The following is a 26,161-nucleotide window of genomic DNA, read 5'->3' on the forward strand; positions in this document are numbered from 1 at the left end:
GGGGAAAGGAGCAGAGGATGAAGATTCTCATCACCGGCAACATGGGATACGTGGGGCCCAACGCGGTGCGGCAGCTGAGAAGCAGCTATCCCGGGGCCCACCTGGTCGGGGTCGACGCCGGCTTCTTCTCCGGCTGCCTCACCCCCCAGGACTTCCTCCCCGAGACGAGGCTCGACCAGCAGATCTTCGCCGACGTCCGCTGGCTCGCCCGGGAGGCGCTGGAGGGGGTGGATGCCGTCGTCCACCTGGCCGCCATCTCCAACGACCCGATCGGCAACCTCTACGAAAAGGTCACCATGGAGATCAACCACGAGGCCTCGGTCCGGCTCGCCTCCCTGGCTAAACAGGCCGGGGCCAAAGCCTTCGTCTTCGCCTCGAGCTGCAGCGTCTACGGCTCGGCCCAGGAGGCGGACCGCAACGAGGATTCCCCGCTCAACCCGTTGACCGCCTACGCCCGCTCCAAGGTGCAGACCGAGTACGACCTGAGGGCCCTGGCCGGGGAAGGGTTCACGGTCACCTGCCTGCGGTTCGCCACCGCCTGCGGGATCAGCGAACGGCTCCGGCTCGACCTGGTCCTCAACGATTTCGTGGCCGGTGCGGTGTCCGCAGGCGAGATCGGCATCCTGAGCGACGGGACCCCCTGGCGGCCGCTCATCGACGTGAAGGACATGGCCCGCGCACTCGACTGGGCGGTCGGGCGCGATCCCGCCTGCGGAGGGGAGTATCTCGTCGTCAACGCCGGGGGGGGGCACGGAAACTACCAGGTGAAGGAGATCGCCGAGGCGGTGGCCCGCATGGTCCCCGGTGTACGGGTCAACCTCAACCGCAACGCCCCCCCCGACCGGCGCTCCTACCGGGTCAACTTCGACCGCTTCGCGAAGCTTGCCCCCGACCACCGGCCGCTGCACACCCTGGACGACTCCATCGCCGGGCTCAGGAAGGGGCTGGAGACGCTCAATTTCCGGGACCGCGATTTCCGTTCCTCCTTCTTCATCAGGCTCGTGCAGCTGAGCCATCTGCGGGAGAAGGGGCTTTTGACCGAGGACCTGCGCTGGAGCCACCGCCCCATGGGGCAGAAGTGACCCGGCCATCAAGGAGAGGATTATGAACGAGCAGGCCACCTGCCGCTTCTGCGGCGCCCCCCTCACCGTCACCTTCGTCGACCTCGGGATGTCCCCCCTTTGCGAGAGCTACGTCCCCGCAGAGAAGATCAACAGCATGGAGCCGTTCTATCCGCTCCACGTCTACGTCTGCGGAAGCTGTTTCCTGGTCCAGCTCGAGCAGTACGTCGACTCCAGCGAAATCTTCACCGAGTACGCCTACTTCTCCTCCTATTCCAACGACTGGCTCAAGCACTCGGAGCGCTACGTCGCCATGGCGGTGGAGCGTTTCGGGCTGGGCCGCTCTTCCCAGGTCATCGAGCTCGCCAGTAACGACGGCTACCTCCTCCAGTATTTCGTCAAGCGCGGCATCCCGGTGCTCGGCATCGAGCCGGCGGTCAACGTCGCCCAGGTGGCGGTCGCCAAGGGGGTGCCGACCCGGGTGGAGTTCTTCGGGGTGAAGTCGGCGCGCCGGCTGGTGACCCAGGGGGCGACGGCCGACCTGGTGATCGGCAACAACGTGCTCGCCCAGGTCCCCGACGTGAACGACTTCGTGGAGGGGATCAAGCTCATCCTCAAGCCGGAGGGGACCGTCACCATAGAGTTCCCGCACCTGGCGAAGCTCATGGAGCAGAACCAGTTCGACACCATCTACCACGAGCACTTCTCCTACTTCTCGCTCCTCTCCGCCGAGGCGATCTTCGCCTCCCACGGGCTCACCATCTACGACGTGGAGGAGCTCCCCACCCACGGCGGGTCGCTCAGGATCTTCGCCCGCCACCGCGAGAGCGGGCGGCTGCTGGTGACCGGACGGGTGAAGGATCTCAGGCGCCGTGAGGATCTCTTGAGTCTTGGCCGCCTCGACGGCTATGAGGCCTTCGGAGAGCAGGTCAAGGAGACCAAGCGCAAGCTCCTCGAGTTCCTCATCGGCGCCAAGCGGCAGGGGAAGCGGATCGCCGGTTACGGCGCCCCCGGCAAGGGGAACACCCTGTTGAACTACTGCGGCATCCGGACCGACTTCATCGACTTCACCGTGGACCGAAACCCCTACAAGCAGGGCAAGTTCCTTCCCGGCACCCACATCCCGATCCTCCACCCGGACCGGATTCGGGAGGCCAAGCCGGACTACCTCTTCATCCTCCCGTGGAACTTCAAGGAGGAGATCATCGAGCAGGAGTCCTACATCAGACAGTGGGGGGGGAGCTTCCTTATCCCCATCCCGGAAGTGAGGGTGGTGCCGTGAAATTTCGTCCGGCCGGGATAGCGGGGGCCTTCCTCGTGGAGATCGAGCGTCAGGAGGACGAGCGGGGATTCTTCGCCAGGAGCTGGTGTGCCCGCGAGTTCGAGGAGCAGGGGCTCAATCCCCGGATGGTCCAGTGCAACATCTCCTTCAACGCCGCCCGCGGCACCCTCCGCGGCATGCACTACCAGATCGCCCCCTTCGAGGAGGTCAAGCTGGTGCGCTGCACGATGGGGTCGATCTACGACGTAATCGTCGATTTGAGGGAAGATTCCCCGACCTACCGGCGGCACTTCGGGGTGGAGCTCAACCCGCGCCGCCGGAACATGCTCTACGTTCCCGAGGGGGCCGCCCACGGCTTCCTCACCCTGGAGGACAACAGCGAGGTCTTCTACCAGATGTCCCAGTTCTACACCCCCGGCTCGGCCCGCGGCATCCGCTGGGACGATCCCCTCTTCGGGATCGAATGGCCGGGTGAGGTCCGGGTGGTCTGCGAAAGGGACCGGCGCTATCCGGGCTACGCCAGGAGCGCCCCATGAGCCGGCGCTACCTCGACATAGCGGTCGACCGCGGGGAGGCGGGGGAGTGGATGCACACCCTGGTGAAGGAGCTCTACCCGATCTGCCGCAGCATCACCGGCGACGGCTTTCGGCGTTCCCTGCAGATACTCGGGGAGCGGATCCCGCTTTCGGTGCGGGAGGTCGCTTCCGGGACCCCGGTCTTCGACTGGACGGTCCCCAGGGAGTGGAACGTCCGCGAGGCCTGGGTGAAGGACCCCGCCGGGCGGACGGTGGTGGACTTCCGCGACTCGAACCTCCACCTGGTGAGCTACAGCGTCCCGGTCCGCGGAAAGTTCTCCCTCCCGGCGCTCAGGGAGCATCTCCACACCCTTCCCGAGCATCCCGGCTGGATACCGTATCGGACCTCCTACTACCGGGAGGGGTGGGGGTTCTGCCTGCCGCACCGGACCCTCGAGTCGCTTACCGAGGGGGAGTACGAGGTGCTGATCGACTCCTCCCTGGAGAAGGGGGCGCTCACCTACGGCGAGCTGCTTTTGCCGGGCGAGCTGGAGGAGGAGGTACTCGTCTCCGCCCATCTCTGCCACCCGTCGCTGGCCAACGACAACCTCTCCGGGGTGAGCCTCGCCGCCAGGCTGGCCCGGGATGCGATGGAGAGCCGGTGCCGCTTCAGCTACCGGTTTCTCTTCATCCCGGGGACCATCGGCGCCATCGCCTGGCTGAGCCTCAACGAGGAGCGGGTGGCCAAGATCAGGCACGGGGTGGTGCTGAGCGGGGTGGGGGACGGCGGGAAGTTTTCTTACAAGCGGAGCCGGCGCGGCAATGCGGAGATCGACCGGGCCGCCTGCCACGCCTTGGCCGCCACCGGGGACCCCTTCGGCATCCTCGATTTCCATCCCTACGGCTACGACGAGCGGCAGTACTGCTCCCCCGCCTTCAACCTCCCGGTGGGACGGATCTCCCGGACGCCGTTCGGGGAGTACCCGCAGTACCACACCTCGGCCGACGACCTCTCCTTCGTGACCGCGGGGCAACTGGCGGACAGCCTGGAGAAGACGCTCGCCATCCTCAAGGTGGTGGAGAACAACGGCCGTTTCGTGAACCTCGCTCCCAAGGGGGAACCGCAGCTCGGCAGGCGGGGGATCTACTCGTCGCCCGAGCAAAACGAGGCCCTTCTCTGGGTGCTGAACCTCTCCGACGGCTGCCATACCCTGCTCGATATCGCCGAAAAGGCGCGGCTTCCCTTCGATCGGGTGAGCGGCGCGGCGGCCCTCCTGGCCGAGCACGGATTGCTCAGGGAAGAGAAGGAGCCGACATGCCCCAGCGACTCTGCGGCCAGACTGTCCTGGTAACCGGCGCCAGCGGTTTCATTGGCTCCCACCTCTGCCGCAGGCTCTGCGGGATGGGGGCGGCGGTGCATGCCGTTTCCCGTACCGGGGCAGGGGAGGCCGAGGGATGCGTCCGCTGGTGGCAGGGGGATCTGGCCGATCCGGGGACCGTACAGAAGCTCATGGCGGCGGTCCGGCCGGAGGTGATCTTCCATCTGGCCGGGTACCCGGTCGGGCGCCGGGAGGTCGAGCAGGTCTTCCCCTCCTTCCAGAGCAACCTCGCCAGCACGGTCAACGTCCTGGTCGCGGCCGCGCAGGTGGATTGCCGGCGGATACTGCTGGCGGGCTCACTCGAGGAGCCCAAGGGGGGCGGCGCCCCGGGCTCCCCCTACACGGCGGCCAAAGCGGCCTCCAGCGCTTACGGCCGGATGTTTCATCTCCTCTACGGCCTGCCGGTGGTCATCCCCCGCATCGGGATGGTCTACGGCCCCGGGCAGGAGGATTGCCGCAAACTGGTCCCCTACGTGATCCTCAACGCGCTGCGGGGAAAGTCCCCCCGTCTCACGAGCGGCACGAGAGAGGTGGACTGGATCTACATCGAGGACGTGGTGGATGCCCTGGCCGCCGCGGCCGGGGCCGAGGGGATCGACGGGGAGAGCTTCGACGTCGCCAGCGGGGAGACCGTGGCCATCAGGGGCGTGGTGGAGAGGATCATCACGCTGGCCCGCCCGGGCCTGGCCGCTGAATTCGGGGCCGTCGCCGACCGGCCGCTGGAGGCCCCGCACTGGGCCGACGCCGGCCGCACCGCTTCTTTGATCGGCTGGAGGGCCACCACCCCGCTCGAGGAGGGGCTTAGGCGGACGGTGGAGTGGTACGCGGGGGAGTATCCGCCGCCGAAGCGGGCGGGGAGGGTAGGGGGGTATTGACAGGCCTGGCCGCCGGTTGGGGGTAGGCCGAGGAGGAAGCCATGAAAGTCGTGCTCTTCTGCGGGGGCCTGGGGAGCCGGTTGAGGGACCATTCGGGGGATCTCCCCAAGCCGATGGTGAAGATCGGCTACCGTCCCATCCTCTGGCACCTGATGAAGTACTACGCCCACTTCGGCCACAAGGACTTCATCCTCTGCCTGGGCTACCGCGCCGACGCCATCAAGGAGTATTTCCTCAACTACAACGAGTACGTCTCCAACGACTTCACCATCCGTAACGGAGGTAAAGAGGTCTGCCTGGAGCAAAGCGACATCGCCGACTGGAACATCACCTGCGTCGACACCGGGCTCAAATCCAACATCGGCCAGCGCTTCAAGGCGGTGGAAAAGTACCTGGCCGGGGAGGAGTACTTCCTCGCCAACTACGCCGACGGTCTGTGCGATCTCCATCTCCCCGACCTGGTCGAGACCTTCAAGAAGAGCGGGAAGGTCGGCTGCTTTCTCTGCGTCAAACCGTCGCAGAGTTTCTCGGTGGTCTCCATCGGGGAAGGGCGGCGGGTGGAGAAGATCGAATACGTGCAGGACTCCGAGATGTACATAAACGGCGGGTTCTTCATCTTTCACCGCGACATCTTCCAGTACATAAACGACGGCGAGGAACTGGTGGTCGAGCCGTTCCAGCGCCTGATCGAGGAGCGGATGCTGATGGGGTACAAGTACGACCGGTTCTGGCACTGCATGGACACCTACAAGGAACAGCAGGAACTGAACGAGATGTACGAAAAGGGGGATGCTCCCTGGGAGATCTGGAATCCCCGTCACCACAAAGGAAGGCGCTGACATGCTCTCCTTGCGACTGAACCTGATCGAGGACCGTCCGCTGAGACTCCTCTTCCTGGGCGCCCACAGCGACGACATCGAGATCGGCTGCGGCGGGACGGTGCTGAAGCTTTTGGCCGGGAACCGCCACGCCGAGGTCCGCTGGGTGGTGCTCGGCTCCAGCGGCGAACGGGATGCCGAGGCCCTGGCGAGCGCCGAGGATTTCCTGCGGGGGGCGGGCAAGAGGACCGTGGTGGTCGAGCACTTCCGGGACGGCTTCTTTCCCTACCACGGGGGGGAGATCAAGGATTACTTCGAGCGGATGAAGGGGCGCTTCGCCCCCGACCTCATCTTCACCCATTACCGCAACGACCTCCACCAGGACCACCGGCTCGTTTCCGAGCTGACCTGGAACACCTTCCGGGACCACCTGGTCCTGGAGTACGAGATCCTCAAGTACGACGGCGACCTCGGCAACCCGAACCTCTTCGTAGCGCTCGACCGCGAGACGGCCGCCGAAAAGGTCTCCCTGCTCACCCGGCACTTCCGCTCCCAGTCGCGGCACCAGTGGTTTACCGAGGACTCCTTTCAGGGGTTGATGAGGATCCGGGGGGTGCAGAGTGCGGCGGGGGGCGGGTACGCCGAAGCCTTCTACTGCCGCAAGTGCGCCCTCGACTCCGGAGGACGGCCATGAACGACCTGAAGCAGAAAACCTTGCGGGGGGGGATCGCCAAGCTCCTCGGGCAGGTGGCCGACTTCCTGATCCGGATCGCCACCACCGCGGTGCTCGCGCGGCTGCTCGACCCGAAGGATTTCGGCCTGGTCGCCATGGTGACCGTGGTGACCGGGGTCTACGCCCGCTTCACCACCGCGGGGCTTTCCTCGGCCACCGTCCAGCACGACGAGGTCACCGAGGGACAGCTCTCCACCCTGTTCTGGGTCAACATGGCGGCCGGGATGGCGCTGGCCATCCTCTGCGTGGTCACCGCGCCGGCCCTGGCATCCTTTTACCGGGAACCCCGTCTCTACTGGATCACCGTCGCGCTGGCGGCGGGATTTTTGGCCAACGCGGCCGGGGTCCAGCACTCGGCACTCCTGCAGCGCGAGATGCGCTTCACCGCCCTGACCGTCTGCGAAACGGTGGCCCAGGCGGTAGCCCTGACCGCCGGCGTTGTCTGCGCCTGGCTGGGGGTGGGGTACTGGGCGCTGGTGGCCATGGCGGTGGTGGGGCCCGCCGTCGCTTCGGCCGGCAAATGGATCGCCACCGGGTGGGTGCCGGGGAGACCGCGGCGCGGCAGCGGGGTCCGCCCCATGCTCCGCTTCGGCGGCACCCTCACCGTCAACGGGCTGGTCTGCTACCTGGGGTACAACCTGGAGAAGGTTCTTTTGGGGCGCTTCTGGGGGGCGGCCAGCCTCGGGGTCTACGGGCGGGCCTTCAACCTGATCAACATCCCGACCGACAGCCTGAACAGTTCGGTGGGGGGGGTGGCCTTCGCGGCCCTGTCGCGGGTGCAGGGGGAGCCGGAGCGGCTCAGACGCTACTTCCTGAAGGGGTACACCCTGGTGATGTCGATGACCCTCCCGATCACCATCTGCTGCGCGCTCTTCGCCGAGGAGATCGTCCTCGTGCTCCTGGGGCCCAAGTGGCACGAGGCGGCGGTCATCTTCCGGCTGCTGGCCCCCACCGTGCTGGTGTACGGGATGATCAACCCGATGGCCTGGCTTCTTCTCTCGTCCGGGTTGCAGGCGCGGAGCCTGAAGATCGCCCTGGTCATCGCCCCCCTGATGATCACCGCCGACCTGCTCGGGCTTTCCTGGGGGCCGCGCGGGGTGGCCCTGGCGACCTCGGCCGCCATGACGCTCTGGCTCGTCCCCCACATCCTCTGGTGCATCCACGGCACCGTGATCTCGGTTGCCGACCTTTCCCACGCCATCGCCATGCCGCTTGTGTCCGGGATCGCCTCGGCGGGGGTGACCTTCGGGGTGAAGTACTGGGCGGGCGGCCTGCTGGCCCCGGTGCCGCGGCTATTGGCCGGCGGCGTGGTGATGCTCCTCTCCTACCTGGGGATGCTCCTGTTCGTCCTCGGGCAAAAGGAGCTCTACCTCGATCTGTACCGCGGGATACGGGGAGCCAGCGGCAAGGTGGCCCCCGATGCCGGCTGAGGAGCAGGAGTTCCCCATGGTAAGCGCCCTCGATAAAGCGATGCCGCTGGTTTCGGTCCTCACCCCCGTCTACAACGGTGAGCCCTACCTCTCCGAGTGCATCGAAAGCGTGCTGGCGCAGGATTACCGCAACTGGGAGTACGTGATCGTCAATAACCGCAGTACCGACACGTCTCTTGAGACCGCGCAGAGCTTCGCACGCCGCGATCCCCGCATCCGGGTAATCGACAACGAGCGGTTCGTCGACGTCATCCAGAACCACAACCGTGCCTTCGAGGCCGCTTCCCGGGAGAGCGTTTACTGCAAGGTGGTTTCCGCCGACGACTGGCTCTACCCGGAGTGTATCTCCCGGATGGTCGAGGTGGCCGAGCGGCACCCGCAGGCCGCCATAGTCGGCTCCTACGCCATCGCGGGTGACAAGGTGAATTACCTGGGGCTGCCGCTTAAGCGGGAATACTTCCCTGGCCGCGAGGTGGGGAGGCTGCGCCTTTTGGGAGCGGGGATCCTCGGCTGCCCGACCTCCGTTCTCTACCGGAGCTCGGTGGTGAGGAGCCAGCGTCCGTTTTTCGCGGTGGAGACCCCCAATGCCGACATCGACACCTGTTTCCGGGTGCTGACCCAGGCCGACTTCGGTTTCGTCCACCAGATCCTCTCCTTCATCAGGACGCATGACCGGTCGGTGAGCTCCAAGCTGATGAAGCTCGACTCCTTCCTGGTCGACAAGATCGAGTTCCTGGTCCGCTACGGCCCGTACTACCTCTCCAAGGAGGAGTGCGAGGTCCGGCTGGAGGCCATCATGGAGGAGTACTACCAGCATCTGGCCGACAGCACCATCTCGTGCTGGGATCCCGCCTTCAACCGCTACCACCGTTCCCGGATGGTGGCGATGGGGCTCGAGATCAGCAGCCGGAAGCTGGCCATGGCCATCGCGGCCAAGATCGTCAACGGCATCTTCAACCCGAAGCTGCTCGGTGAGAAGATCGTCCGCCGCTTCATCGCCAACAAACCACGCTGATTCCATTGGTAAGGCACCACCTAACCGGGGCGGCCATCTGCGGCGGGCCGGACCTCCCACTCGTTTTGTTTCCCGCGCCGGGAAAGTGGTCGGAGAGCGCCATGAGGTTGAGGGCAGGGGACTTGGTGGAAGTGAGGAGCAAGGAGGAGATCCTGGGGACCCTCGACGCCGGAGGTTGCCTGGAGGGGCTTCCTTTCATGCCACAGATGTTCCGGTACTGCGGCGAGCGGTTCCGGGTCTACAAGCGCGCGCACAAAACCTGCAACACGGTGACCGAAACCGGTGGGCGGCGGATGGCCAACGCGGTACACCTCGAGCTGCGCTGCGATGGCGAGGAGTACGGCGGCTGCCAGGCGGCTTGCCTCATCTTCTGGAAGGAGGCTTGGCTGAGGGCGCCGGACCCGCCGGACAGGACGGACAGGACGGACAGGACGGACAGGACGGACAGGACGGACAGGACGGACAGGACGGACAGGACGGACGGCCCGGACGGCCCGGACAGGTCAAGGCTGGCGGAGCAGGCGGTGCAGCGGGGGACGCGCTACCCGCAGGGGGACGGCGAGGCCCGCTACCGCTGCCAGGCCACCGAGCTCCCCAACTACACTACCTTCCTCTGGTGGTGGGACCCCCGGCAGTACCTCGAGGACTTCATCTCCGGCAACGCCTCGCTCAAAAGCATGGCCGGGGGCTTCGCCTACGCCGGGTTCTTCCTCGCCTGCCGCTTCGTGAAGCCGCTCAGTCCGCTTCTCCACCGGCTCTACGACCGCTACCAGCTGGCGGTGGGGGGGATCCCCTTTCCCCGTTACCGGGGAACCATCCCGGTGGGGGAACCGACCCCGGCCAGCGATCTCAACCTCCAGCCGGGGGAGCTGGTCCGGGTCAAGCCGTACCCGGAGATCCTCGCCACCCTCGACACTTCCAACCGTAACCGCGGCCTGTACTTCGACGCCGAGCTGGTCCCCTACTGCGGCGGGACCTACCGGGTCCGCACCCGGCTCACCACCTTCCTCGACGAGCGGACCGGCGCCGTCAGGACCCTCAAGACCCCGGCGGTCATCCTCGAGGGGGTCTGGTGCCGCTCCCGCTACAGCGATTGCCGCCTTTTTTGCCCGCGCAGCATCTACTCGTGGTGGCGGGAGGTCTGGCTCGAACGGCTCCCCGAGGGGACCGCAACGCCCGCTTCGGAGTTGCCGCAGGGAGGGGAATCTCCATGAAGGACCTCAAGGAACGCGCCATCAGGGGAGGGGTCGCCCGCCTGCTGAACCAGGGGATCTGCTTCGTCCTCAAGCTCTGCTCCATCTCGGTGATGGCGCGCCTGCTCGATCCGGGCGATTTCGGACTGGTCGCCATGGCCACCGTGGTCACCGGGATCTACGGGATCTTCACCACCGCGGGGCTCTCCTCGGCCACCGTCCAGCGCGAGAGCGTGACGCCGGAACAGGTCTCCACCCTCTTCTGGATCAACATCATGGTCGGCGTCTTCCTCTGCCTCCTCTCGCTCGTGACCGCCCCCGTCCTGGCCGGCTTCTATAACGAACCGCGCATACTCAAGGTGATGGCGGCACTCGGCACCGGCTTCCTCTTCAACGCGGCGGGAGTGCAGCATTCCGCCCTGCTGCAGCGGGAGATGAGATTCTACGCCCTGGCCGTCATTGAGGCCTTTTCGCTCGCCTGCAGCATCACCGTCGGCATCGGCATGGCCTGGTCCGGTTACGGCTACTGGGCCATCGTGGGGGCCACGCTCGCCAATCCGGCGGTCAGCACCCTCTGCAAGTGGAGGGCGACCGGCTGGATCCCGGGATGGCCCCGGCGAAACAGCGGCATCCGCTCGATGGTCTGCTTCGGGGGGACCCTCACCCTGAGCGGTTTCGTGAACTACCTCACCGCCAACGTCGAAAAGGTGCTCTTAGGCCGCTTCTGGGGGGCCGACGTCCTCGGCCTCTACACCCGCGCCTACTACCTCATCAACGTTCCGACCGACAACCTCAATTCCACCGTCTCGGGGGTCGCCTTCTCCGCCTTGGCCCGCCTGCAAAACGACCAGGAGCTGCTCAGGAACTACTTCCTCAAGGGATACCGGATCGTCCTCACCATGACCTTCCCGATCGCCGTTCTCTGCGCGGTCTTCGCGGAAGATCTCATCCTCGTCTTCCTGGGCCCCAAGTGGGGAGGGGCGGTCTCCATCTTCCGGCTGATGACCCCCGGCGTGCTGGTCGTCGGGATGCTCTCCCCCTGGGGATGGCTGCTGCAGTCGATAGGGAGGCAGCAACGGGTGCTGAAGATCGGGCTGGTGACCGGGCCGGTGGTGATCGCCGCCTACCTCGCGGGGCTTTCCCATGGACCGGGTGCGGTGGCGCTGGCCCAGTCGGTGGCCATGCTCCTTTTGCTCGTCCCGACCCTGGCCTGGTCGATCCACGGCACCATCTTCACCGCCGCCGATATCCTCCACGAGGTGCTCCCGCCGCTGGTTTCCGGCGGGGCCGCCGCGGTGGCGGGGATCGTCTGCCGGCTCCTTTTCGACTCGCTCCTTCCCCAGGTTCCCCGGCTGCTCCTGGGGGGGGGGCTCATGTTCGGGGTCTACCTCTGGGTGCTCCTCTTCGGTATGGGGCTCAAGAACTTCTACTTCGATCTCCTGACGTCGATGAGGGGCTCGCTCGGCAAGGCGGGAGTGGGCGGCTGACAAAAACCTTGGCACCGGGGGTGCTACTCATGAGCACGCTCTTCTGGCTCGCAGCCTGTTTCATCCTCTACACCTACGGCGGCTATCCGCTGCTGGTGGCCCTGCAGGCGCGCCTTTTCCCCCGGCCGGTAGACCGGCGGGAGCATCTCCCCACCGTCACCGTGATCGTGGCCGCTTCCAACGAGGAGGCGACCATCGCCGGGAGGCTGGAGAACCTCCTCGCCCAGGATTATCCCCCCGACCGCTACCGTATTGTCGTGGTCTCCGACGGCAGCACCGACCGCACCGAAGAGATCGCCCGCCGCTACACCGGCCGTTCGGTAGAGCTCGTTTCCGTCAAGGAGCGGGTAGGGAAGGCCGCCGCCCTCAACCTCGGCCTCGCCCAGGCCGCCAGCGAGGTGGTGGTCTTCGCCGACGCCCGCCAGCGCTTTATCCCGGACACCGTGCGGCAGCTGACCGCCAATTTCGCCGACCCGGAGGTGGGGTGCGTGAGCGGCGAGCTGGTGCTGGTCGATCGCGGCGAATCGCAGGTGGAGATGGCCCTCTACTGGCGCTTCGAGAAGCTGATCCGCCGCTGGGAGAGCATGAGCGGGTCGGTGGTGGGCGCCACCGGCGCCATCTACGCCATCCGGCGCGACCTCTACCGGCCGCTTCCCCCGGGGACCCTGCTGGACGACGTCCTCGTCCCCTTGAATGTCGCCGCGGCCGGTTACCGGGTGATCTTCGATCCGCACCCCAAGGCCTTCGACCAGCTTTCCCTCGCCATCGAGCAGGAGTGGGTGCGCAAGGTGCGGACCCTGGCCGGGAGCCTCCAGCTGCTCGGCTTTTATCCACCCCTCTGCACCCCGTGGGGCTCCCCGCTTTGGTGGCGCTTTCTCTCCCACAAGGTCTTCCGCGTCCTGATCCCCTTTGCCCTGGTGGCGATGCTCGCCGGGAGCTGGCTTGCCAAGGGGACCTTCTATCACGCCGCCTTCTGGTTCCAGTTCCTCGGCTACCTCTTGGCGCTGGGCGGCTACCTGGTCCCCCCCCTGCGTGCCCTGCGGCCGGTGAGGCTCGCCCTCTTCTTCATGACGCTCAATCTCGCGGCGGTGGCCGCCTGCTGGATCTGGGCCTCCGGGCGGTGTGAAACCTCCTGGCGTCCCGCCTACGACAAGGAGGAGCCCTGACCCATGGACGACGCGACCGCCATCACCTTCCTCTACCAGCCGAGCATGGCGCTCGAGTACCTGCTGCTGGTGCTGCTGCTGGCATCCTTGGTCAAGCCGCGGCTTTTAACCGTGCTGGCCACCTTCATTGTCCTTTTGCGTCCCAACGAGAGGATGGAGCTCTCCATCCCCTTCGTCCAGATCCTGGTCCCGCTCCTTTTGGTCTCCGTCCTCATGAACTACTCGCGCTTCGCCGGGCACGCCCGCTTCAAGCCGGTGGCGGCCCCCCTGATCCTCTTCCTCCTCCTCATCGCCCTGGAGACCCTGCTCTTCCATCCGGAGGACCTGGGAGCCATCCTCCTCTTCCTCTCGGTGGGAGCCCTCCTCATGTGCGCGGTGATCCTCTTCATGGGGGACGACGACGGGGTCCAGGCTCTCGGCTACACGGTGGCCGCCGCGGCCTTCCTGATCTGCCTGGAGCCGGTCTACTACCACTACACGGAGCCGGCGGGAAGCGAGCTCTGGACTCTTTTCCACCTCCCGAGGAGCGGCCGCCTGCAGGCGTGGGGGATGTGGCAAAACTCCAACGAGACCGCTTACATCGCCTGCCTCGGGGTAGCCAACGTGCTGCTGGTGACCGCCAAGTTCGGCCGCCGGTGGCACTACCTGGCCGCCGCCGGGCTGATCCCCTTCTTCACCCTGGTGGTCTACCTCACCGCCTCGCGCGCCGGGCTCGCTTCGCTCATCCTGATCTTTCTCCCTTCCCTCGTGCTGATGCGCGGGGGGGCCGCCAAGGGGGTGGTCGTCGTCGCCATCCTCTGCGGCCTGACCGTCGCCCATTCCCTCACTCCCGAGCGGACCGACGCAGAGGGGTCGGCCGAGGAGCGGGGAGAGCTGAGGGAGAAGGGGAAGGAGGTGTTCAAGGAGTACCCGTTCAGGGGGGTGGGTTTCCAGCGGGCGCGGGACGTGGTGGGAAGGCCGCTGCACAACAGCTACCTGCAGGCCTTCGCCGAAACCGGGCTCATGGGGGGCTGCCTCTTCCTCGCCTTCCTCTACCGGCTGGGGAAGGCGGCCCTGGAGGCGGCCCGGCCGGGCAGGGGGGAGGCCGGCAGGAGGCACCTGGTCTTTCTCTTCGGCTTCTACTGCAGCACCCTTTTCTATCTCTTCTGGGGAAACCAGCTGTTGTCCGAGCTCTTTTTTCTCGTGATGGCGCTGGTGGTCAACTCGATCGGCAACGCGGCGGTCCTGGGGGATGAGAAATTCCCCGGGCAACAGACCAGTAAGGTGGCGGTGAACAGATGCTGACTCCCGAGATCTCAGTAATCATCCCTCTCTACAACAAGGAGAGGTACGTGCAGAGGGCGGTCAACTCCGTGCTGGAGCAGAGCCTTGCCCCCCTCGAGGTGGTGGTGGTCGACGACGGCTCCACCGACGGCAGCGCTGAAGCGGTGGCCGCCCTGGGCCCGGACCAGCGGCTGCGGCTGGTCTCCCAGCGCAACCAGGGGGTCTCCGCCGCCCGCAACCGGGGGGTGGCCGAGGCCCGCGGCCGCTTCGTCGCCTTTCTCGACGCCGACGACCAGTGGCAGCCGGAATTCCTGGAGACTCTCCAGTGGTTGAGGGAGCTTTTCCCGGAGGGGTGCTTCTTTGCCACCGGCTTCGAGGTGATCTACAGCGACGGCAGCCGCCGGGCGCGGTGATGGTCGAGAAGGAGCTGCTGACCCGGGTCGGGATGTTCCCGGTGGGGCAGCGGCGGGGAGAGGATCTCGATACCTGGGTGCGGCTTTTATGCGAGGTCCCGCTCGTCTACTGCAGCAAGCCGGGAGCGGTTGTCTGGGATGCCCTCCCCGCGAGCGCCTGCGTGGCCTGCAACGACATCTACGTCGACGGCAACCACGTACTGGAGATACTCGAGACGATGGCGGCAGGGGAGGGATGCCCCGCCGACGAGCGCGAGATTATCCACGACTACCTGGCCTGGTACCTGGCGGGGCCGGTGGAGCGGCTCCTCGCCGCCCGGCAGGGGGCCTGGGCCAGGCGCTACATCGTTCCGGCCCTGCGTTCCCGGCGGTTCCGGCTGCGCTTTCTCGGGATGTATCTGAAGTCGCTGCTCGTAAAGTGGGCGCCGTGAAGAGGAGCAGTGAAGAGGATGCGGTGAAGAGGATGCGGTGAAGAGGATGCGGTGAAAAGGATGCGGTGAAAAGGATGCCGGGGCGGGAGCTCCCGCCGGGAGTTGTGGGGGGCGCAGGGGTAACGGGAGTCGGCCATGGACGACACAGCGAGTGGAAAGCGGTTAAAGCTCTGCCACGTGGTGGCGACCCTGGAGACCGGCGGCATGGAGAACGGGGTGGTCAACCTCTGCAACCGGCACGACCGCACCCTCTTTCAGCCGATGGTCTGCTGCCTGAAGCAGCCGGGTGCCATGGTCCGCCGCCTGGCTCCCGACGTGAAGGTCTTCTGCCTGAATATCCCCGAGGGGAAGGCGCCGCTCGCTCCCCTGGCGGTGGCCCGCCTCTTTCGCCGGGAGCGGCCGGACATCGCCCACACCCACGGGTGGGGAGGGGGGGCCTGGGCCGGCGTGGTCGGCGCCCGGCTGGCCGGCTGCCGGCTGGTGATCAACGGCGAGCACGGCACCCTCTTCACCGGCTGGCGGCAGGTCCTGTTGCAGAAGGTGGTGGCGCTTCTTTGCGACCGGACCTTCTCGGTCTCGCAGGCCCTCACCGGAAAACTCGCCTCCGCGCTCACCCTCAATCCCCACCGGGTGACCGTCATCACCAACGGCGTCGACCTCGACCGTTTCCATCCCCGTCCCCGGGAGCTCGAGGGGGGGAGCGATCCCCTGGTGCTCTGCTCGGTCGGCACCCTGAAAGAACACAAGAACCAGATCCTGACCCTCAAGGCGGTACGGGAGCTGGTCCGCTCGGTCCCCGGGGTCGAGGTGCAGTTTCTGCTGGTGGGGGACGGGCCGGACCGGGAGATGCTGGGGGACTACGTGGAGCGGGAGGGGCTCTCCAGCCAGGTCCGCTTTCTCGGCAGGAGGGAGGACATCCCCGAAATCCTGGGACGCTGCGACGTCCTGGTCTCCAGCAGCCGCTCCGAGGCCTTCTCCAACGTGGTGCTGGAAGCGATGGCGAGCGGGGCCGCGGTGGTCTCCACCCGGTCGAACGGCACCGAGCAGATCGTGGAGGAGGGGGAGACGGGGTTCGTCATCGAGGTGGACGACCTCCCGGCCCTGGCCGCCAGGCTCCGTTTCCTGGCCGGGAACCGCGAGGCAACCCGGCGGCTGGGCGAGAACGGCCGTGCCCTGGTGGCCCGCAAGTACAGCATCGAACGGATGGTCGGCGACTACGAGCGGGAGTACCTGAGGCTTTACTTAGGCAGCACCGGGACGGCCGCCGCGGCCGGGACAAGGGGGGAGTGATGGGCCTCTTCGACATGCTGAGCACGGGGGTCATAACCCCTCTCTATTTCAGGCTCCGCCACCCTGCCATGTCCAAGCGGCTGGACGAGCTGGAGGCCTCACAGTACCTCCCCCCCGACAAGTTGCGCCTGATCCAGTTCGCGACCCTCAAGAGGCTGCTGATCCACTGCGACGACATGGTCCCCTTCTACCGGGAGCGGTTTCGCCAGTGCCGCTTCGATCCCCGGCAGTTCCGGGAGCTGGAGGAGTTGCGGACCATCCCCTGGCTCACCAAGCAGGAGGTGCAAAAGGAGAGGCACCGGATGGTGGCTTCCAACATGGCCCAGGCCGACCTGGTGGCCGACGCCTCGGGGGGATCGACGGGAGAGCCGACCTCCTTTTTCAAGGACCGGAGGCGGAACGAGCTCCGCCGGGCCGACCGCTACCGCCACGACATGTGGTGCGGGTGGCGCCCGGGCGAGCTCTACGTGACCCTCTGGGGGGGGCAGCGGGAGTTCGACCTCCAGCCTTCCCTGAGAAGCCGCCTCTCGGACCGCTTCCTCCACCGGACCTTCGGGTTCAACGCCTTCGACATCTCCGAGGAGAAGGTGCTCGCCTGCCTCGAGGAGCTCCGGACGCTCCGCCCGGCCATGATCGTCGCCTATGCAAACGTCGCCTACCTCTTCGCGACGGTCATCTCCCGCCACGGCCTCGACCTCGCCGGGCTCGGCCTCAAGGGGGTGATCTCGTCGGCGGAGACCCTCACCCCGGAGAAGAAGGGGGCAATCGAGGAGGCCTTTTGCTGCCCGGTCCTCAACCGCTACGGCTCGCGGGAAGTCGGGCTGGTGGCGAGCGAGTGCGGGGCCCGGGAGGGGCTGCACGTCAATGCCGAAAACGTGCTGGTGGAGCTGCTCAGGGCGGACGGCAGGGAGGCGGAACCGGGGGAGCCGGGGGAACTGATGGTGACCGATCTCTGGAACTACGGAATGCCGTTCATCCGCTACCGGATGGGAGACGTCGGGGTGAGGGAGGATCACCCCTGCTCATGCGGCCGCGGGCTGCCGCTCTTACGCGAAGTGACCGGGCGGGTCAGCGACTTCATCGTCGACTGCCGCGGGGGGCTCGTCCATGGCGAGTTCTTCACCCACCTTTTCTACGGGCTCCCCGGCGTGGATCAGTTCCAGCTGGTGCAGGAAACGAGAAGGCTGGTGGTACTGAACATCCGGCCCTCCGCAGGCTTCCAGGATTCCCTCCTTGCCCCCGTCATCGGCAAGATCAGGCTCTGTCTCGGCCCCCAGGTCCGGGTGGAGACCCGCCTGGTGCACGGCTCCCTCGTAGAGCAGTCGGGAAAGTTCCGCTTCACCGTCTCGAAGCTTTGCGGCGACCGCTACCGCTCCTTCGGGCCTCTGGAAGAGGAGCCGTGATGACGGCCGCATTCCCCACCCCCCACCGGCGCCCCACCGCCCCCACCTTGGAAAGGACCATCTAAATGTGCGGCATATTCGGCATCACCTACCGTGAACACGAGAGGCCGGTCCGGGAAGAGAGCGTGGTGGCGGCCACCGATCTCATGACCCATAGCTGCAGGAGGCGCTCGGGAACCTCGAGCTGGAGGGGGAGGTGCGGAGATGGGTGAACCCGGGACAGGTGCACGAGCTGTTGCACTCCTGCGACGTGGACGGCACCAGCAGGGTGATCATGACCCTGCTGGTGCTCAAGGCCTGGAAGGAACGCTACCTGGGGCGGTCATGAGAAAAGCGCTCATCGTATCCTACAATTTCCCCCCGGTGGGGGGCGCCGGGGTGCAGCGGCCGGTGAAGTTCGTCAAGTACCTGAGGGAGTTCGGGTGGGAGCCGGTGGTCCTCTCGGTCGCCAACCCTTCGGTCCCGGTGCTCGACCTCTCCCTTTTGCGGGACATCCCGGATGGGGTGCGGGTCTACCGGGCAGCGACCCTGGAGCCGGGGTACGCCTTGAAGAGCCGGATCGTGCAGGGGGAGGGGGGGGTGGCGGCCAGGGCGGCCCGCCTGGCGAAACGGTGGGTGGCGGCCCTGCTTTTGCCCGACCTGCAGGTCCTCTGGTGGCCCGCCCTTTGCCTTAAGCTTTGGGAGATTCTGCGCACCGAGCGCCCGGAGGTGCTGCTGGTCTCGGCCCCCCCCTTCTCCTCTTTCGTGCCGGTGGCGGCCCTGGGGTACCTGGCCCGGGTGCCGGTGATCCTCGATTACCGGGACGAGTGGTGCTTCACCCGGCAAAACTGGGAGAACAGCGTGAAGAGCCGCTGGGCGGTGAAACTCGACCGTCTGCTGGAGGGATGGGTCCTGTCCCGCTGCCGCGCCTTCGTCACCGCCAACGAAAGCTACCGGGAGGCGATCGCCTCGAGCTACCCCGCGATCGGGCCGCAGAAGGGGCGGACCATCACCAATGGTTTCGACGAGGATGACCTGGCGGCGGTGGCCCCCTCCACGGTCCCGCAGCGAGGGGGGATCAGGATCGTGTACGCCGGTACCGTCTGGCGGGCCACCTCGCTGGCGACCTTTTTGAAGGGGCTGGAGATCCGGCAGTTGAAGGGGGCCGGCGCCTCCGGTCCCCCGCTCTCGCTCGACATCTTCGGGAGGGTTGTGGAGGAGGAGAGCCGCTGCCTCGCCGAGAGCCCCTGCCGCGGCATGATCTCGGTGCTGGGGTACCGCGAGCACGGGGAGCTGATCGGCGAGCTCATGGACGCCGACGTACTGCTCCTCACCCTGGCCGATCTCCCGGGGGCCGAGCGGATCATCACCGGGAAGGCTTTCGAGTACATGGCGACCGGCAGGCACATCCTTGCCGTGGTGCCGGAAGGGGAGACCGGGCGGCTGCTGCGGGAAAATTACCGTAACCTCACCCTGGTCACCACCGGGAGCGCGGCGGAGGTGGCGGATGCCCTGGAGCGGATCGCCTCCTCGCTGGAGGAGCTGCGCAAGCGGGGGAGCGAGGACGTATCCCGCTTCTCCCGCAGGAAACTGACGGCCGCCCTCGCCGAGCTTTTCGACGAGGTGGCGGCAGGGGAGGGGCCATGACCGTGACGATGGGAAATCCGGAACCCCGGTGGATCAAGAAGCCGCTCTTGGCGGCCTTTTTTTTGCTGCTCTCCCTGCTGTTAGCCGGGGAAACAGCCGCCTCGCCCCGCACCTATTTCGTGGATCCGGCCGCGCCTGACGATGGGGGAAACGGCAGCACCCAAAGGCCCAAGAAGTTCATCACCTCCGGCGTGGAGCTCCTCTCCTCAGGCGATACGCTGGTCTTGAAGGACGGGATCTATCGCGGGGGACGAAACTGCGTCGGTGACCAGGGGACCCCGAGGCTCTATCCGCCCTCCGGGAACGCCGGGAAGTACACCACCATCAGGGCCGAGCACGTGGGGGGAGCCATCGTCGACGGCGGGTATGCCCAGCCCCCCTTCGCCTCGGCGGATAGGAACGGCTCCGGGATCCACTACCTCCACCTGGACGGGATCCACTTCCGCCACGGCCGGGGGGGCGTCTTCAGCCTCAAGGGCTCCCACAACAAGGTGACCAACTGCGGTTTCGAGGACGGGATGCCGGCCGGCGCCAGCGATGAGACCCCGATCGCCTTCATCGCGGGGGGCTCCTCGTATTCGCTCGTGGAAGACTGCTGGGTCTGGGGGAAGGGGCGCTACGGCTTCTACACCTCCTCGCCCAACGGCGGGACCCACCACATCGTCTTCAGGAGGGTGGTGGTCCGGCTGGACGGCTCTCCCCCCTGGGTCACCGCGGGGCTTCGCTTCTACAACGCCCACGATAACGTCATGCAGAACTGCGTGGTGCTGGACTCGCTGGTCAACCGGGAGGCAGCCGAACCGACCGCCTTCGCGCAGGGGGGCGGGAGCTCGCGGGGGGACGCCGACAACAGCTGGCTGGGGGTAATCGCCCTCAACAACCCGCAGATGTGGGGGTACAACGCCAACGACGTCCTGAAGACCGAGACGGTGGCCGACAGCATCTTCTGGGGGAATCACGACGGCGTCTTCATGACCATCCAGAAGGTGAAGAATGCCGCCTCCTCGGTGAAGCTCTCCCGGCTCACCATCGGCGCCAACAGCGGGTACGCCCTTCGCCACAACGCCGAGTATCCGTACCGGGCGGAGCTCTCCGATTCGCTGGTGGTGGCGGGGGAGGGGGGGACGGCCTTCCGGGAGCCGAGCTCGGTTGCCAATACCGTGGTGCAGCTCTCGGCCGGCGCCCGGCTGGGGAGCGCACCCCCGGGGGCCCGGGAGTGGGAGGGGGCACTTTCGGAGGCGGGGCTTCGCTACCTGCCGCGGGTGGAGCCGGGCTCCCGGTTCGCGAAGGAGGGGGTGGGGGCCAGCGTGCTCTACCGGATCGGGAGGGAGGGGACCCTGTATGGCGAGCCGGGATGGGACGAGGTGACGGCGATCCCGCTGTGGCCCTTCGTCAACGAGCGGCTCTGGGCCCGCAAGATGCGGGAGTACGCCGGGAACGGTCCGATCGGCAAGCGGGGATTCGCTCTCTTGCCCGGGGAGACCCCGCTTTCCGACTACGTCTGGGGGTACCTCGGGGAGCCCGCGCCCCCCTTCGGCCTGGAGGGGACCGCGGGGGCGGGGGAGGTCCGGCTGCAGTGGCTTGCCAAGGAAGAGGCCGCCGGTTACCGGATACGGGTGGGGAGGGCACCCGGGCAGTACCAGCTGCCGGTGCGGAGCGTGAAGGGGGGGACGGGCGGCACGGTGCGGGCGGCGGTGGGGGGGCTCACCCCCGGAACCGGCTACTACTTCGCGGTGAGCGCCGTCGACCACCGCGGCCGCGAGAGCGGAACGGCGTACCCCATAGGTCCCCTGCGGCCTATGGGACCTATCCCCTAGGACCTCCGGGTCTCATAGGGCCAATGGGACCTATGCGCCGAAAAGGTGACGGCCGTCACACCCATATCGTTGGTAATGCGGTAAGGTCCTCTGCAACGTAACCGAATCGAAGGGATTCAGGGAAGGTACACGCAAAGAGACAGGAAAAGCCACGCTACTGCCGAAATAATCGGTACCAGATAGACGATAATACTAAACCATCCGCGAGGATGGGACGGAAAGCCCATAGGGTCTCACCGAGACAGCCGGGTCGCCGAAATATCAACCACGATACCAGGCGACCCGGCTCTTTTTTTGCCCCGACCGTATCCCGCCTTTTTTCCAGCCAGCCGTACTCAGTTTTTTCAAGGCTTCAACCATTCACCGCCCAAGCCTTGCCACGCAACGAGGCCAGCCGGCCAGCTCTCTGCCTGTTCGTCGACGCAGGAAAGGGATCAGCCCGGCAAATCCACCTTCGTTGCCAAATCGAAAGGAGATTTATGTTAAAGACGAGCATCAGGTCACTTCTAAAGGTTCTCCTCGTACTCGCCGCATTGTCACCGGTTTCATCGTTCGCAGCAACCTACTACGTGGACGGCGCCGCCTCCACCGACTCCGGCAACGGCTCCGCCACCAGCCCGAAGAAGTACATCACCTCGGGGATCCTGCTCATGTCCTCCGGCGACACCCTCATCATCCGTGACGGGGTCTACACCGGCTCGAAGAACATGATCGGCGACTTCAGCTCCCCCCAGGCCTACCTCCCCTCCGGGAGCGCCGGCAACTTCACCACCATCAAGGCGGACCACGTCGGCCAGGCCATCATCGACGGCCAGTTCAACACCGTCCCCTACAGCCAGGGGCAGGGGCCGACCGTGGAGAACTACCTCCACATCGACGGCATCCACTTCCGCCACGGCGACGCCAGCGTCTTCTCGATCGCCGGTTCCCACAACTGGGTCTCCAACTGCGGCTTCGAGGACGGCCAGGCCTACACCGACAACAGCGAGACCCCGATCGCCTACATCGCGGGGGACTCGACCTACAACCTGATCGAGGACTGCTGGATCTGGGGTAAGGGGCGCTACGGCTTCTACACCTCCGACCCGCACTCCTCCGGGAGCTACAACAACATCTTCAGAAGGCTCGTGGTGCGGCTCGACGCTTCCCCGACCAACTGGATGTCGGCGGGTCTCAGGTTCTACAGCGCCCACTCCGACGCCATGCAGAACTGCATCGTGATCGACTCGCTGGTCGGCTCCAACTCCGGCGACGGCGGCATCTGCGGCGAGTGCTGGTCCTATGCGCAGGGGGGCGGGAGCTCCGACGGCGAGTGGGGGCACATCTTCAACGGCAACATCGCCCTCAACAATCCGCAGCGCCCGGCCTTCACCAACGAGGCGGGCAACTCCAACAGCCCCGAGAGCTGGAGCAACAGCGTCTGGTGGGACACCCAGTACGGAATGCTGGTCTACAGCGGCCTCGCCACGGTCAACACCTGGAACTTCTCCAACATGCTGATGGGGGGGAATGCGAGCTCCCAGACGTTCGGCGACGCCCTCCACTACGGCGGCAGCCGCAACGAGGTGGTGAACCTTTCCAACAGCATCATCGCCAACAGCTCCGGTGCCGCCTACGGCCCTGCCGGTGTCTACCTGAGCCGCAAGATCTCCAACACCGACGTCTACAACGACGCCAGCACCGCCTGCAACAGCGCCGACGGCTGCACCAGCTCCGGCCAGACCACCAACAACCCGTTTACCTCGGTGGTGAAGTACCTCCCCCGCACGGAGAGCGGCACCCAGGGGCCGAACATCATGTACCAGATCGGCGGCACCGGGACCTTCTACGGCGACACCGGGTGGAACAGCACCTCGACGACCCAGCTCTGGCCGTACCCCAACGAGCCGGTGTGGGCCGCCAAGATGAAGGCGTACAACATCAACACCGTCTCCGGTAACCGCGGCTTCGCCGCCCTGTCCGGCTCCACCGCCACCCCGCTCACCGACTACATCTGGGGCTACTTGGGGAACCCGAAACCGAACATCTACGGCGCCGCCACCACCGGCGACACCACCGCCCCGTCGGTCTCCTTCACTTCCCCCTCGAACGGCGGCTCGGTGACCGGCGTGGTGCAGCTCACCGCCTCGGCTTCCGACAACGTCGGGGTGACCAAGGTCGAGTTCTACGTGAACGGCGCCCTGCAAGCGACCGACACCTCCACCCCCTACGTCTACAACTGGGACACCTCGGCGCTTTCCGCCGGGAGCTACACCCTGACCGCCAAGGCCTATGACGCGGCCAACAACGCCGGCCAGTCCTCCATCAGCGTCAATGTCGTGAAGGACACCACCGCGCCCTCCGCCACCATCAGCGCGCCCGCCAGCGGTGCCACGGTGAGCGGCACCGCCACCATCACCGCCTCGGCCACCGACAACATCGGGGTGACCAAGATCGAGATCTACGAAAACGGCGTCCTGAAAACCGCCGGGAGCGTCTCGCCGCTCACCTACAGCTGGAACACCACCGCCGAGGCCAACGGTACCGCAACCCTGACCGCCAAGGCCTACGACGCGGCCGGCAACGCCGGGACCTCGTCCAGTGTCTCGGTCACCATCAACAACGGCTCCACCGCCACCGCCGACACCACCGCGCCGTCCGTCTCCATCACCTCGCCCGCCTCGGGCTCCACGGTGAGCGGGACCGCCTCGGTGACCGCTTCGGCAAGCGACAACGTCGGGGTCACCAAGGTCGAGTTCTACCTCGACGGGGCGCTGAAGTCGACCTCCACCGCGGCCCCCTACAGCTACAGCTGGGGGAGCACCGCGACCCCCAACGGAAGCCATACCCTGAGCGCCAAGGCGTACGACGCGGCAGGGAACGCCGGCTCCTCCTCCGGCGTCACCGTGAACGTCAGCAACGGCACCTCGACCGGCACCACCGGCACCACCGGCACCACCGCGCCGATCGCCTTCGTCCAGTCCGCCTACTCCTGCCCGCAGTCGGCGACCTCGACGGTGACGGTGACCCTGCCGAAAACCCAGACCGCCGGCGACCTCAACATCATCGTGGTGGGGAGAAACGACAGCACCACCGGGGTCAACTCGGTCACCGACACTCTCGGTAACACCTATACCATGGCCGATGCCATGACCGGCACCGGGGTGCGGCAGTCGATCTACTACGCACCCAACATCAAGGGTGGCACCAACCAGGTGAAGATCAGCTTCAACGCCTCGGCGAGTTACCCGGATATCAGGGTCCTCGAGTACTCCGGCGTGAAGGCGATGGACAAGGTGGTGAGTAACACCGGCAGCGGCACCACCTGCAGCAGCGGCTCGGCGGCCACCACCGCCGCCAATGAGCTCCTCTTCGCCGCCAACACGGTCTCCACCGGGACCAGCGCGGCCGGGAGCGGCTACACCTCGCGGGTCATCACCAGCCCGGATAGCGACATCGCCCAGGACCGCACGGTGACCGCGACCGGCACCTACAGCGCCAGCGCTCCGCTCACCTCCTCCGGCAACTGGGTCATGCAGATGGTCACCTTCAAGTAAGGGACGCGGCCGTCCCGGTGTCGGAAGTAACCACCGGGTGACAACATTCCGACAGTTGGCCCGGACTTTCCGGGCAGGGGCACGAGGGAAATTTTCTCGTGCCCCTTTTTTTATTGTAGTCATTACGGGATGTTATCCGTAGACTGGTGCCAATGGGTATTTTCTAACGTCGCCGGTCCGGTTTTTGCTAACGTATCTCCTAAATATAAATCGAGGCCACTCAACCGACCGCTGGTTTCCAATGCCTGAAGTCCAAGCCGTCATTTGGCAGGGGGAGGACCTTTCATGCTTGTTCAGGTTCACTGGACCAATAATCGTTACGACTACGTCAAGGATTTCATGCTCGACAGCCTGATCGAGGCGGGCGTAGTTTCGCGTTTTTTAAGGAGTTCCGGATGGGTAGTGGTGGGGGTGGATCCGGTCCGGACGGCGGGCGACCCTTCCAGGTACAAGGGGTTGGAGCGCAGGTCGTTGAACAAGCCGCGCTTTACGGAGTACGAATGAGCGGTGTCGGTAACCTTTACATCGCGTTTTCATGATGTCGGACTCATTTACAGCCGGCCTGACCGTTACCAGAACTGCCAGCTGCCGGTGGTGACCACGTACAGGGCCAGCGCCAGGTTGGTGGTGGCGTGGGCCAGCACGCAAAGCGCCAGGCTGCGGGTACGGTAGAGCAGCGCGTTGTAGACCGCCCCGGCCACCATCCCGGCCACCACCTGGTGGTGCTCCAGTCCGAAGAGCACCACCGTCCCCAGAAACGACTGCCAGTTGAAGCGGCCGGCCGGAACCGACTCGAAGTCCGGGTCGACCAGGAAACGGATCAGGAACGACCTCCAGAAGATCTCCTCCATGAGCGGCACCACCAGCACGGCACCCGCCGCCCGCGACAGGATCAGCACGAACCTCACCACCCCGTCGGGGAGCGCAGCCGGATCGAAGGCGCCCGCCGAGCCCATCCCGACCCTCCCATCCAGAAGCACCCACGCCACGAAGAGCGCCAGGCCGATACCCACCACAGCCGCCGTTCTCCCCAACCGCCGCAGCTCATCCAGACGAAGCTCGTGATACTCGGGAAGAAACCAGAGGAGCAGGGCGCCGGCCGGGATGGCCCGTAGCGGGTAGAGGTAGTATCCCCCTCCAGCCGGGAACCCGCTCCCTCCCCAGTGCGAAGCGAACCGCACCCCCTCCTCGACCGCGATGCCCGCCATGAAGAGGGCGAAAGGGAGCACGCGCGTCGTCATGGCGCGGCGGGAAACGGCAGTGGTTGCGGGTTCGCTCATCGAGGACTCCCGTAGGATGAGATTTTTTGCCATCCGGAACGGCCAAGACGCCGGGCCGCCTCGCGAAGGCGAGGCGGTGTCGGCGTCTTTTACAGGGGGGGGGAAGCGGCGGCGGCCGGACGCGAAAGGGGCGGCATCGTCCGGTGCC

The 26,161-nt window shown here is 66.3% G+C and carries 24 protein-coding genes and 1 riboswitch; of the genes, 23 read left to right on the plus strand and 1 reads right to left on the minus strand.

Translation table 11 applies throughout. The annotated features are described in order from the left end of the window. Positions 1–17: 17 nt before the first annotated feature. The 23 genes from L4X63_RS17240 to L4X63_RS17345 all read left to right on the plus strand — a co-directional run bounded on the left by L4X63_RS17240 (position 18) and on the right by L4X63_RS17345 (position 25,237). Positions 18–1,082 (plus strand): NAD-dependent epimerase/dehydratase family protein, encoded by a 1,065-nt coding sequence (locus L4X63_RS17240; protein WP_250679896.1) that lies wholly within the window; start codon positions 18–20, stop codon positions 1,080–1,082. A 22-nt stretch (positions 1,083–1,104) separates the two neighbouring features. Beyond that, positions 1,105–2,343, plus strand: coding sequence for a class I SAM-dependent methyltransferase (locus L4X63_RS17245; protein ID WP_250679897.1), 1,239 nt, complete (start codon positions 1,105–1,107; stop codon positions 2,341–2,343). Continuing rightward, positions 2,340–2,879, plus strand: coding sequence for a dTDP-4-dehydrorhamnose 3,5-epimerase (gene rfbC, locus L4X63_RS17250; protein ID WP_250679898.1), 540 nt, complete (start codon positions 2,340–2,342; stop codon positions 2,877–2,879). Before L4X63_RS17245 ends, rfbC begins: the two co-directional genes overlap by 4 nt. Next, on the plus strand, positions 2,876–4,210 hold the full coding sequence (locus L4X63_RS17255) for a DUF4910 domain-containing protein (protein WP_250679899.1): 1,335 nt from the start codon (positions 2,876–2,878) through the stop codon (positions 4,208–4,210). The genes rfbC and L4X63_RS17255 overlap by 4 nt, the downstream gene beginning before the upstream one ends. Continuing rightward, positions 4,174–5,112: an NAD-dependent epimerase/dehydratase family protein gene (locus L4X63_RS17260; protein WP_250679900.1), complete on the plus strand. Its 939-nt coding sequence runs from the start codon at positions 4,174–4,176 to the stop codon at positions 5,110–5,112. Before L4X63_RS17255 ends, L4X63_RS17260 begins: the two co-directional genes overlap by 37 nt. Positions 5,113–5,153: 41 nt before the next feature. After that, entirely contained in the window at positions 5,154–5,951 is a 798-nt protein-coding gene (locus L4X63_RS17265; RefSeq protein WP_250679901.1) for a sugar phosphate nucleotidyltransferase, read from the plus strand. A 1-nt stretch (position 5,952) separates the two neighbouring features. Continuing rightward, positions 5,953–6,624, plus strand: a complete 672-nt coding sequence (locus tag L4X63_RS17270; RefSeq protein ID WP_250679902.1) for a PIG-L deacetylase family protein — start codon at positions 5,953–5,955, stop codon at positions 6,622–6,624. After that, complete coding sequence (locus L4X63_RS17275; RefSeq protein ID WP_250679903.1) at positions 6,621–8,093, plus strand: lipopolysaccharide biosynthesis protein; 1,473 nt, start codon at positions 6,621–6,623, stop codon at positions 8,091–8,093. Before L4X63_RS17270 ends, L4X63_RS17275 begins: the two co-directional genes overlap by 4 nt. After that, positions 8,083–9,108 carry a glycosyltransferase family 2 protein gene (locus L4X63_RS17280; RefSeq protein WP_250679904.1) on the plus strand — a complete coding sequence of 342 codons (1,026 nt, stop codon included), beginning with the start codon at positions 8,083–8,085 and terminating at the stop codon, positions 9,106–9,108. Before L4X63_RS17275 ends, L4X63_RS17280 begins: the two co-directional genes overlap by 11 nt. A gap of 101 nt (positions 9,109–9,209) precedes the next feature. Next, the gene (locus L4X63_RS17285) at positions 9,210–10,322 is read left to right on the plus strand and encodes a hypothetical protein (RefSeq protein WP_250679905.1); all 1,113 of its coding nucleotides are present in this window, start codon (positions 9,210–9,212) and stop codon (positions 10,320–10,322) included. Continuing rightward, on the plus strand, positions 10,319–11,788 hold the full coding sequence (locus L4X63_RS17290; RefSeq protein ID WP_250679906.1) for a lipopolysaccharide biosynthesis protein: 1,470 nt from the start codon (positions 10,319–10,321) through the stop codon (positions 11,786–11,788). The genes L4X63_RS17285 and L4X63_RS17290 overlap by 4 nt, the downstream gene beginning before the upstream one ends. Positions 11,789–11,817: 29 nt before the next feature. After that, a complete protein-coding gene (locus tag L4X63_RS17295) occupies positions 11,818–12,954 on the plus strand; it encodes a glycosyltransferase family 2 protein (RefSeq protein ID WP_250679907.1) in 1,137 nt (378 codons plus the stop codon). 3 nt (positions 12,955–12,957) lie between these two features. Then, positions 12,958–14,238 (plus strand): O-antigen ligase family protein, encoded by a 1,281-nt coding sequence (locus tag L4X63_RS17300; RefSeq protein WP_250679908.1) that lies wholly within the window; start codon positions 12,958–12,960, stop codon positions 14,236–14,238. After that, the gene (locus L4X63_RS17305; protein WP_250679909.1) at positions 14,232–14,630 is read left to right on the plus strand and encodes a glycosyltransferase family 2 protein; all 399 of its coding nucleotides are present in this window, start codon (positions 14,232–14,234) and stop codon (positions 14,628–14,630) included. Before L4X63_RS17300 ends, L4X63_RS17305 begins: the two co-directional genes overlap by 7 nt. Next, entirely contained in the window at positions 14,630–15,061 is a 432-nt protein-coding gene (locus L4X63_RS17310; RefSeq protein WP_250679910.1) for a hypothetical protein, read from the plus strand. Before L4X63_RS17305 ends, L4X63_RS17310 begins: the two co-directional genes overlap by 1 nt. A gap of 135 nt (positions 15,062–15,196) precedes the next feature. Further along, entirely contained in the window at positions 15,197–16,351 is a 1,155-nt protein-coding gene (locus L4X63_RS17315; RefSeq protein WP_250679911.1) for a glycosyltransferase, read from the plus strand. Further along, positions 16,351–17,754 (plus strand): phenylacetate--CoA ligase family protein, encoded by a 1,404-nt coding sequence (locus tag L4X63_RS17320; RefSeq protein WP_250679912.1) that lies wholly within the window; start codon positions 16,351–16,353, stop codon positions 17,752–17,754. The genes L4X63_RS17315 and L4X63_RS17320 overlap by 1 nt, the downstream gene beginning before the upstream one ends. 65 nt (positions 17,755–17,819) lie before the next feature. Next, positions 17,820–17,966, plus strand: a complete 147-nt coding sequence (locus tag L4X63_RS17325) for a hypothetical protein (RefSeq protein WP_250679913.1) — start codon at positions 17,820–17,822, stop codon at positions 17,964–17,966. Beyond that, a complete protein-coding gene (locus L4X63_RS23730; protein ID WP_284694690.1) occupies positions 17,951–18,082 on the plus strand; it encodes a hypothetical protein in 132 nt (43 codons plus the stop codon). The genes L4X63_RS17325 and L4X63_RS23730 overlap by 16 nt, the downstream gene beginning before the upstream one ends. Next, complete coding sequence (locus tag L4X63_RS17330; RefSeq protein ID WP_250679914.1) at positions 18,079–19,380, plus strand: glycosyltransferase; 1,302 nt, start codon at positions 18,079–18,081, stop codon at positions 19,378–19,380. The genes L4X63_RS23730 and L4X63_RS17330 overlap by 4 nt, the downstream gene beginning before the upstream one ends. Beyond that, the gene (locus L4X63_RS17335) at positions 19,377–21,197 is read left to right on the plus strand and encodes a right-handed parallel beta-helix repeat-containing protein (RefSeq protein ID WP_250679915.1); all 1,821 of its coding nucleotides are present in this window, start codon (positions 19,377–19,379) and stop codon (positions 21,195–21,197) included. The genes L4X63_RS17330 and L4X63_RS17335 overlap by 4 nt, the downstream gene beginning before the upstream one ends. Before the next feature lie 181 nt (positions 21,198–21,378). After that, a riboswitch (cyclic di-GMP riboswitch) is annotated at positions 21,379–21,455 on the plus strand. 221 nt (positions 21,456–21,676) lie between these two features. Then, positions 21,677–24,733 carry an Ig-like domain-containing protein gene (locus L4X63_RS17340; protein WP_250679916.1) on the plus strand — a complete coding sequence of 1,019 codons (3,057 nt, stop codon included), beginning with the start codon at positions 21,677–21,679 and terminating at the stop codon, positions 24,731–24,733. A 285-nt stretch (positions 24,734–25,018) separates the two neighbouring features. Continuing rightward, complete coding sequence (locus L4X63_RS17345; RefSeq protein WP_250679917.1) at positions 25,019–25,237, plus strand: GSU3473 family protein; 219 nt, start codon at positions 25,019–25,021, stop codon at positions 25,235–25,237. A gap of 65 nt (positions 25,238–25,302) precedes the next feature. Here the strand turns inward: L4X63_RS17345 and L4X63_RS17350 are convergent, their stop codons facing one another. Then, on the minus strand, positions 25,303–26,013 hold the full coding sequence (locus L4X63_RS17350; RefSeq protein ID WP_250679918.1) for a CAAX prenyl protease-related protein: 711 nt from the start codon (positions 26,011–26,013) through the stop codon (positions 25,303–25,305). Positions 26,014–26,161 lie beyond the last annotated feature (148 nt).

This window comes from Geomonas sp. Red32, from assembly GCF_023652955.1.
Lineage (GTDB): Bacteria > Desulfobacterota > Desulfuromonadia > Geobacterales > Geobacteraceae > Geomonas.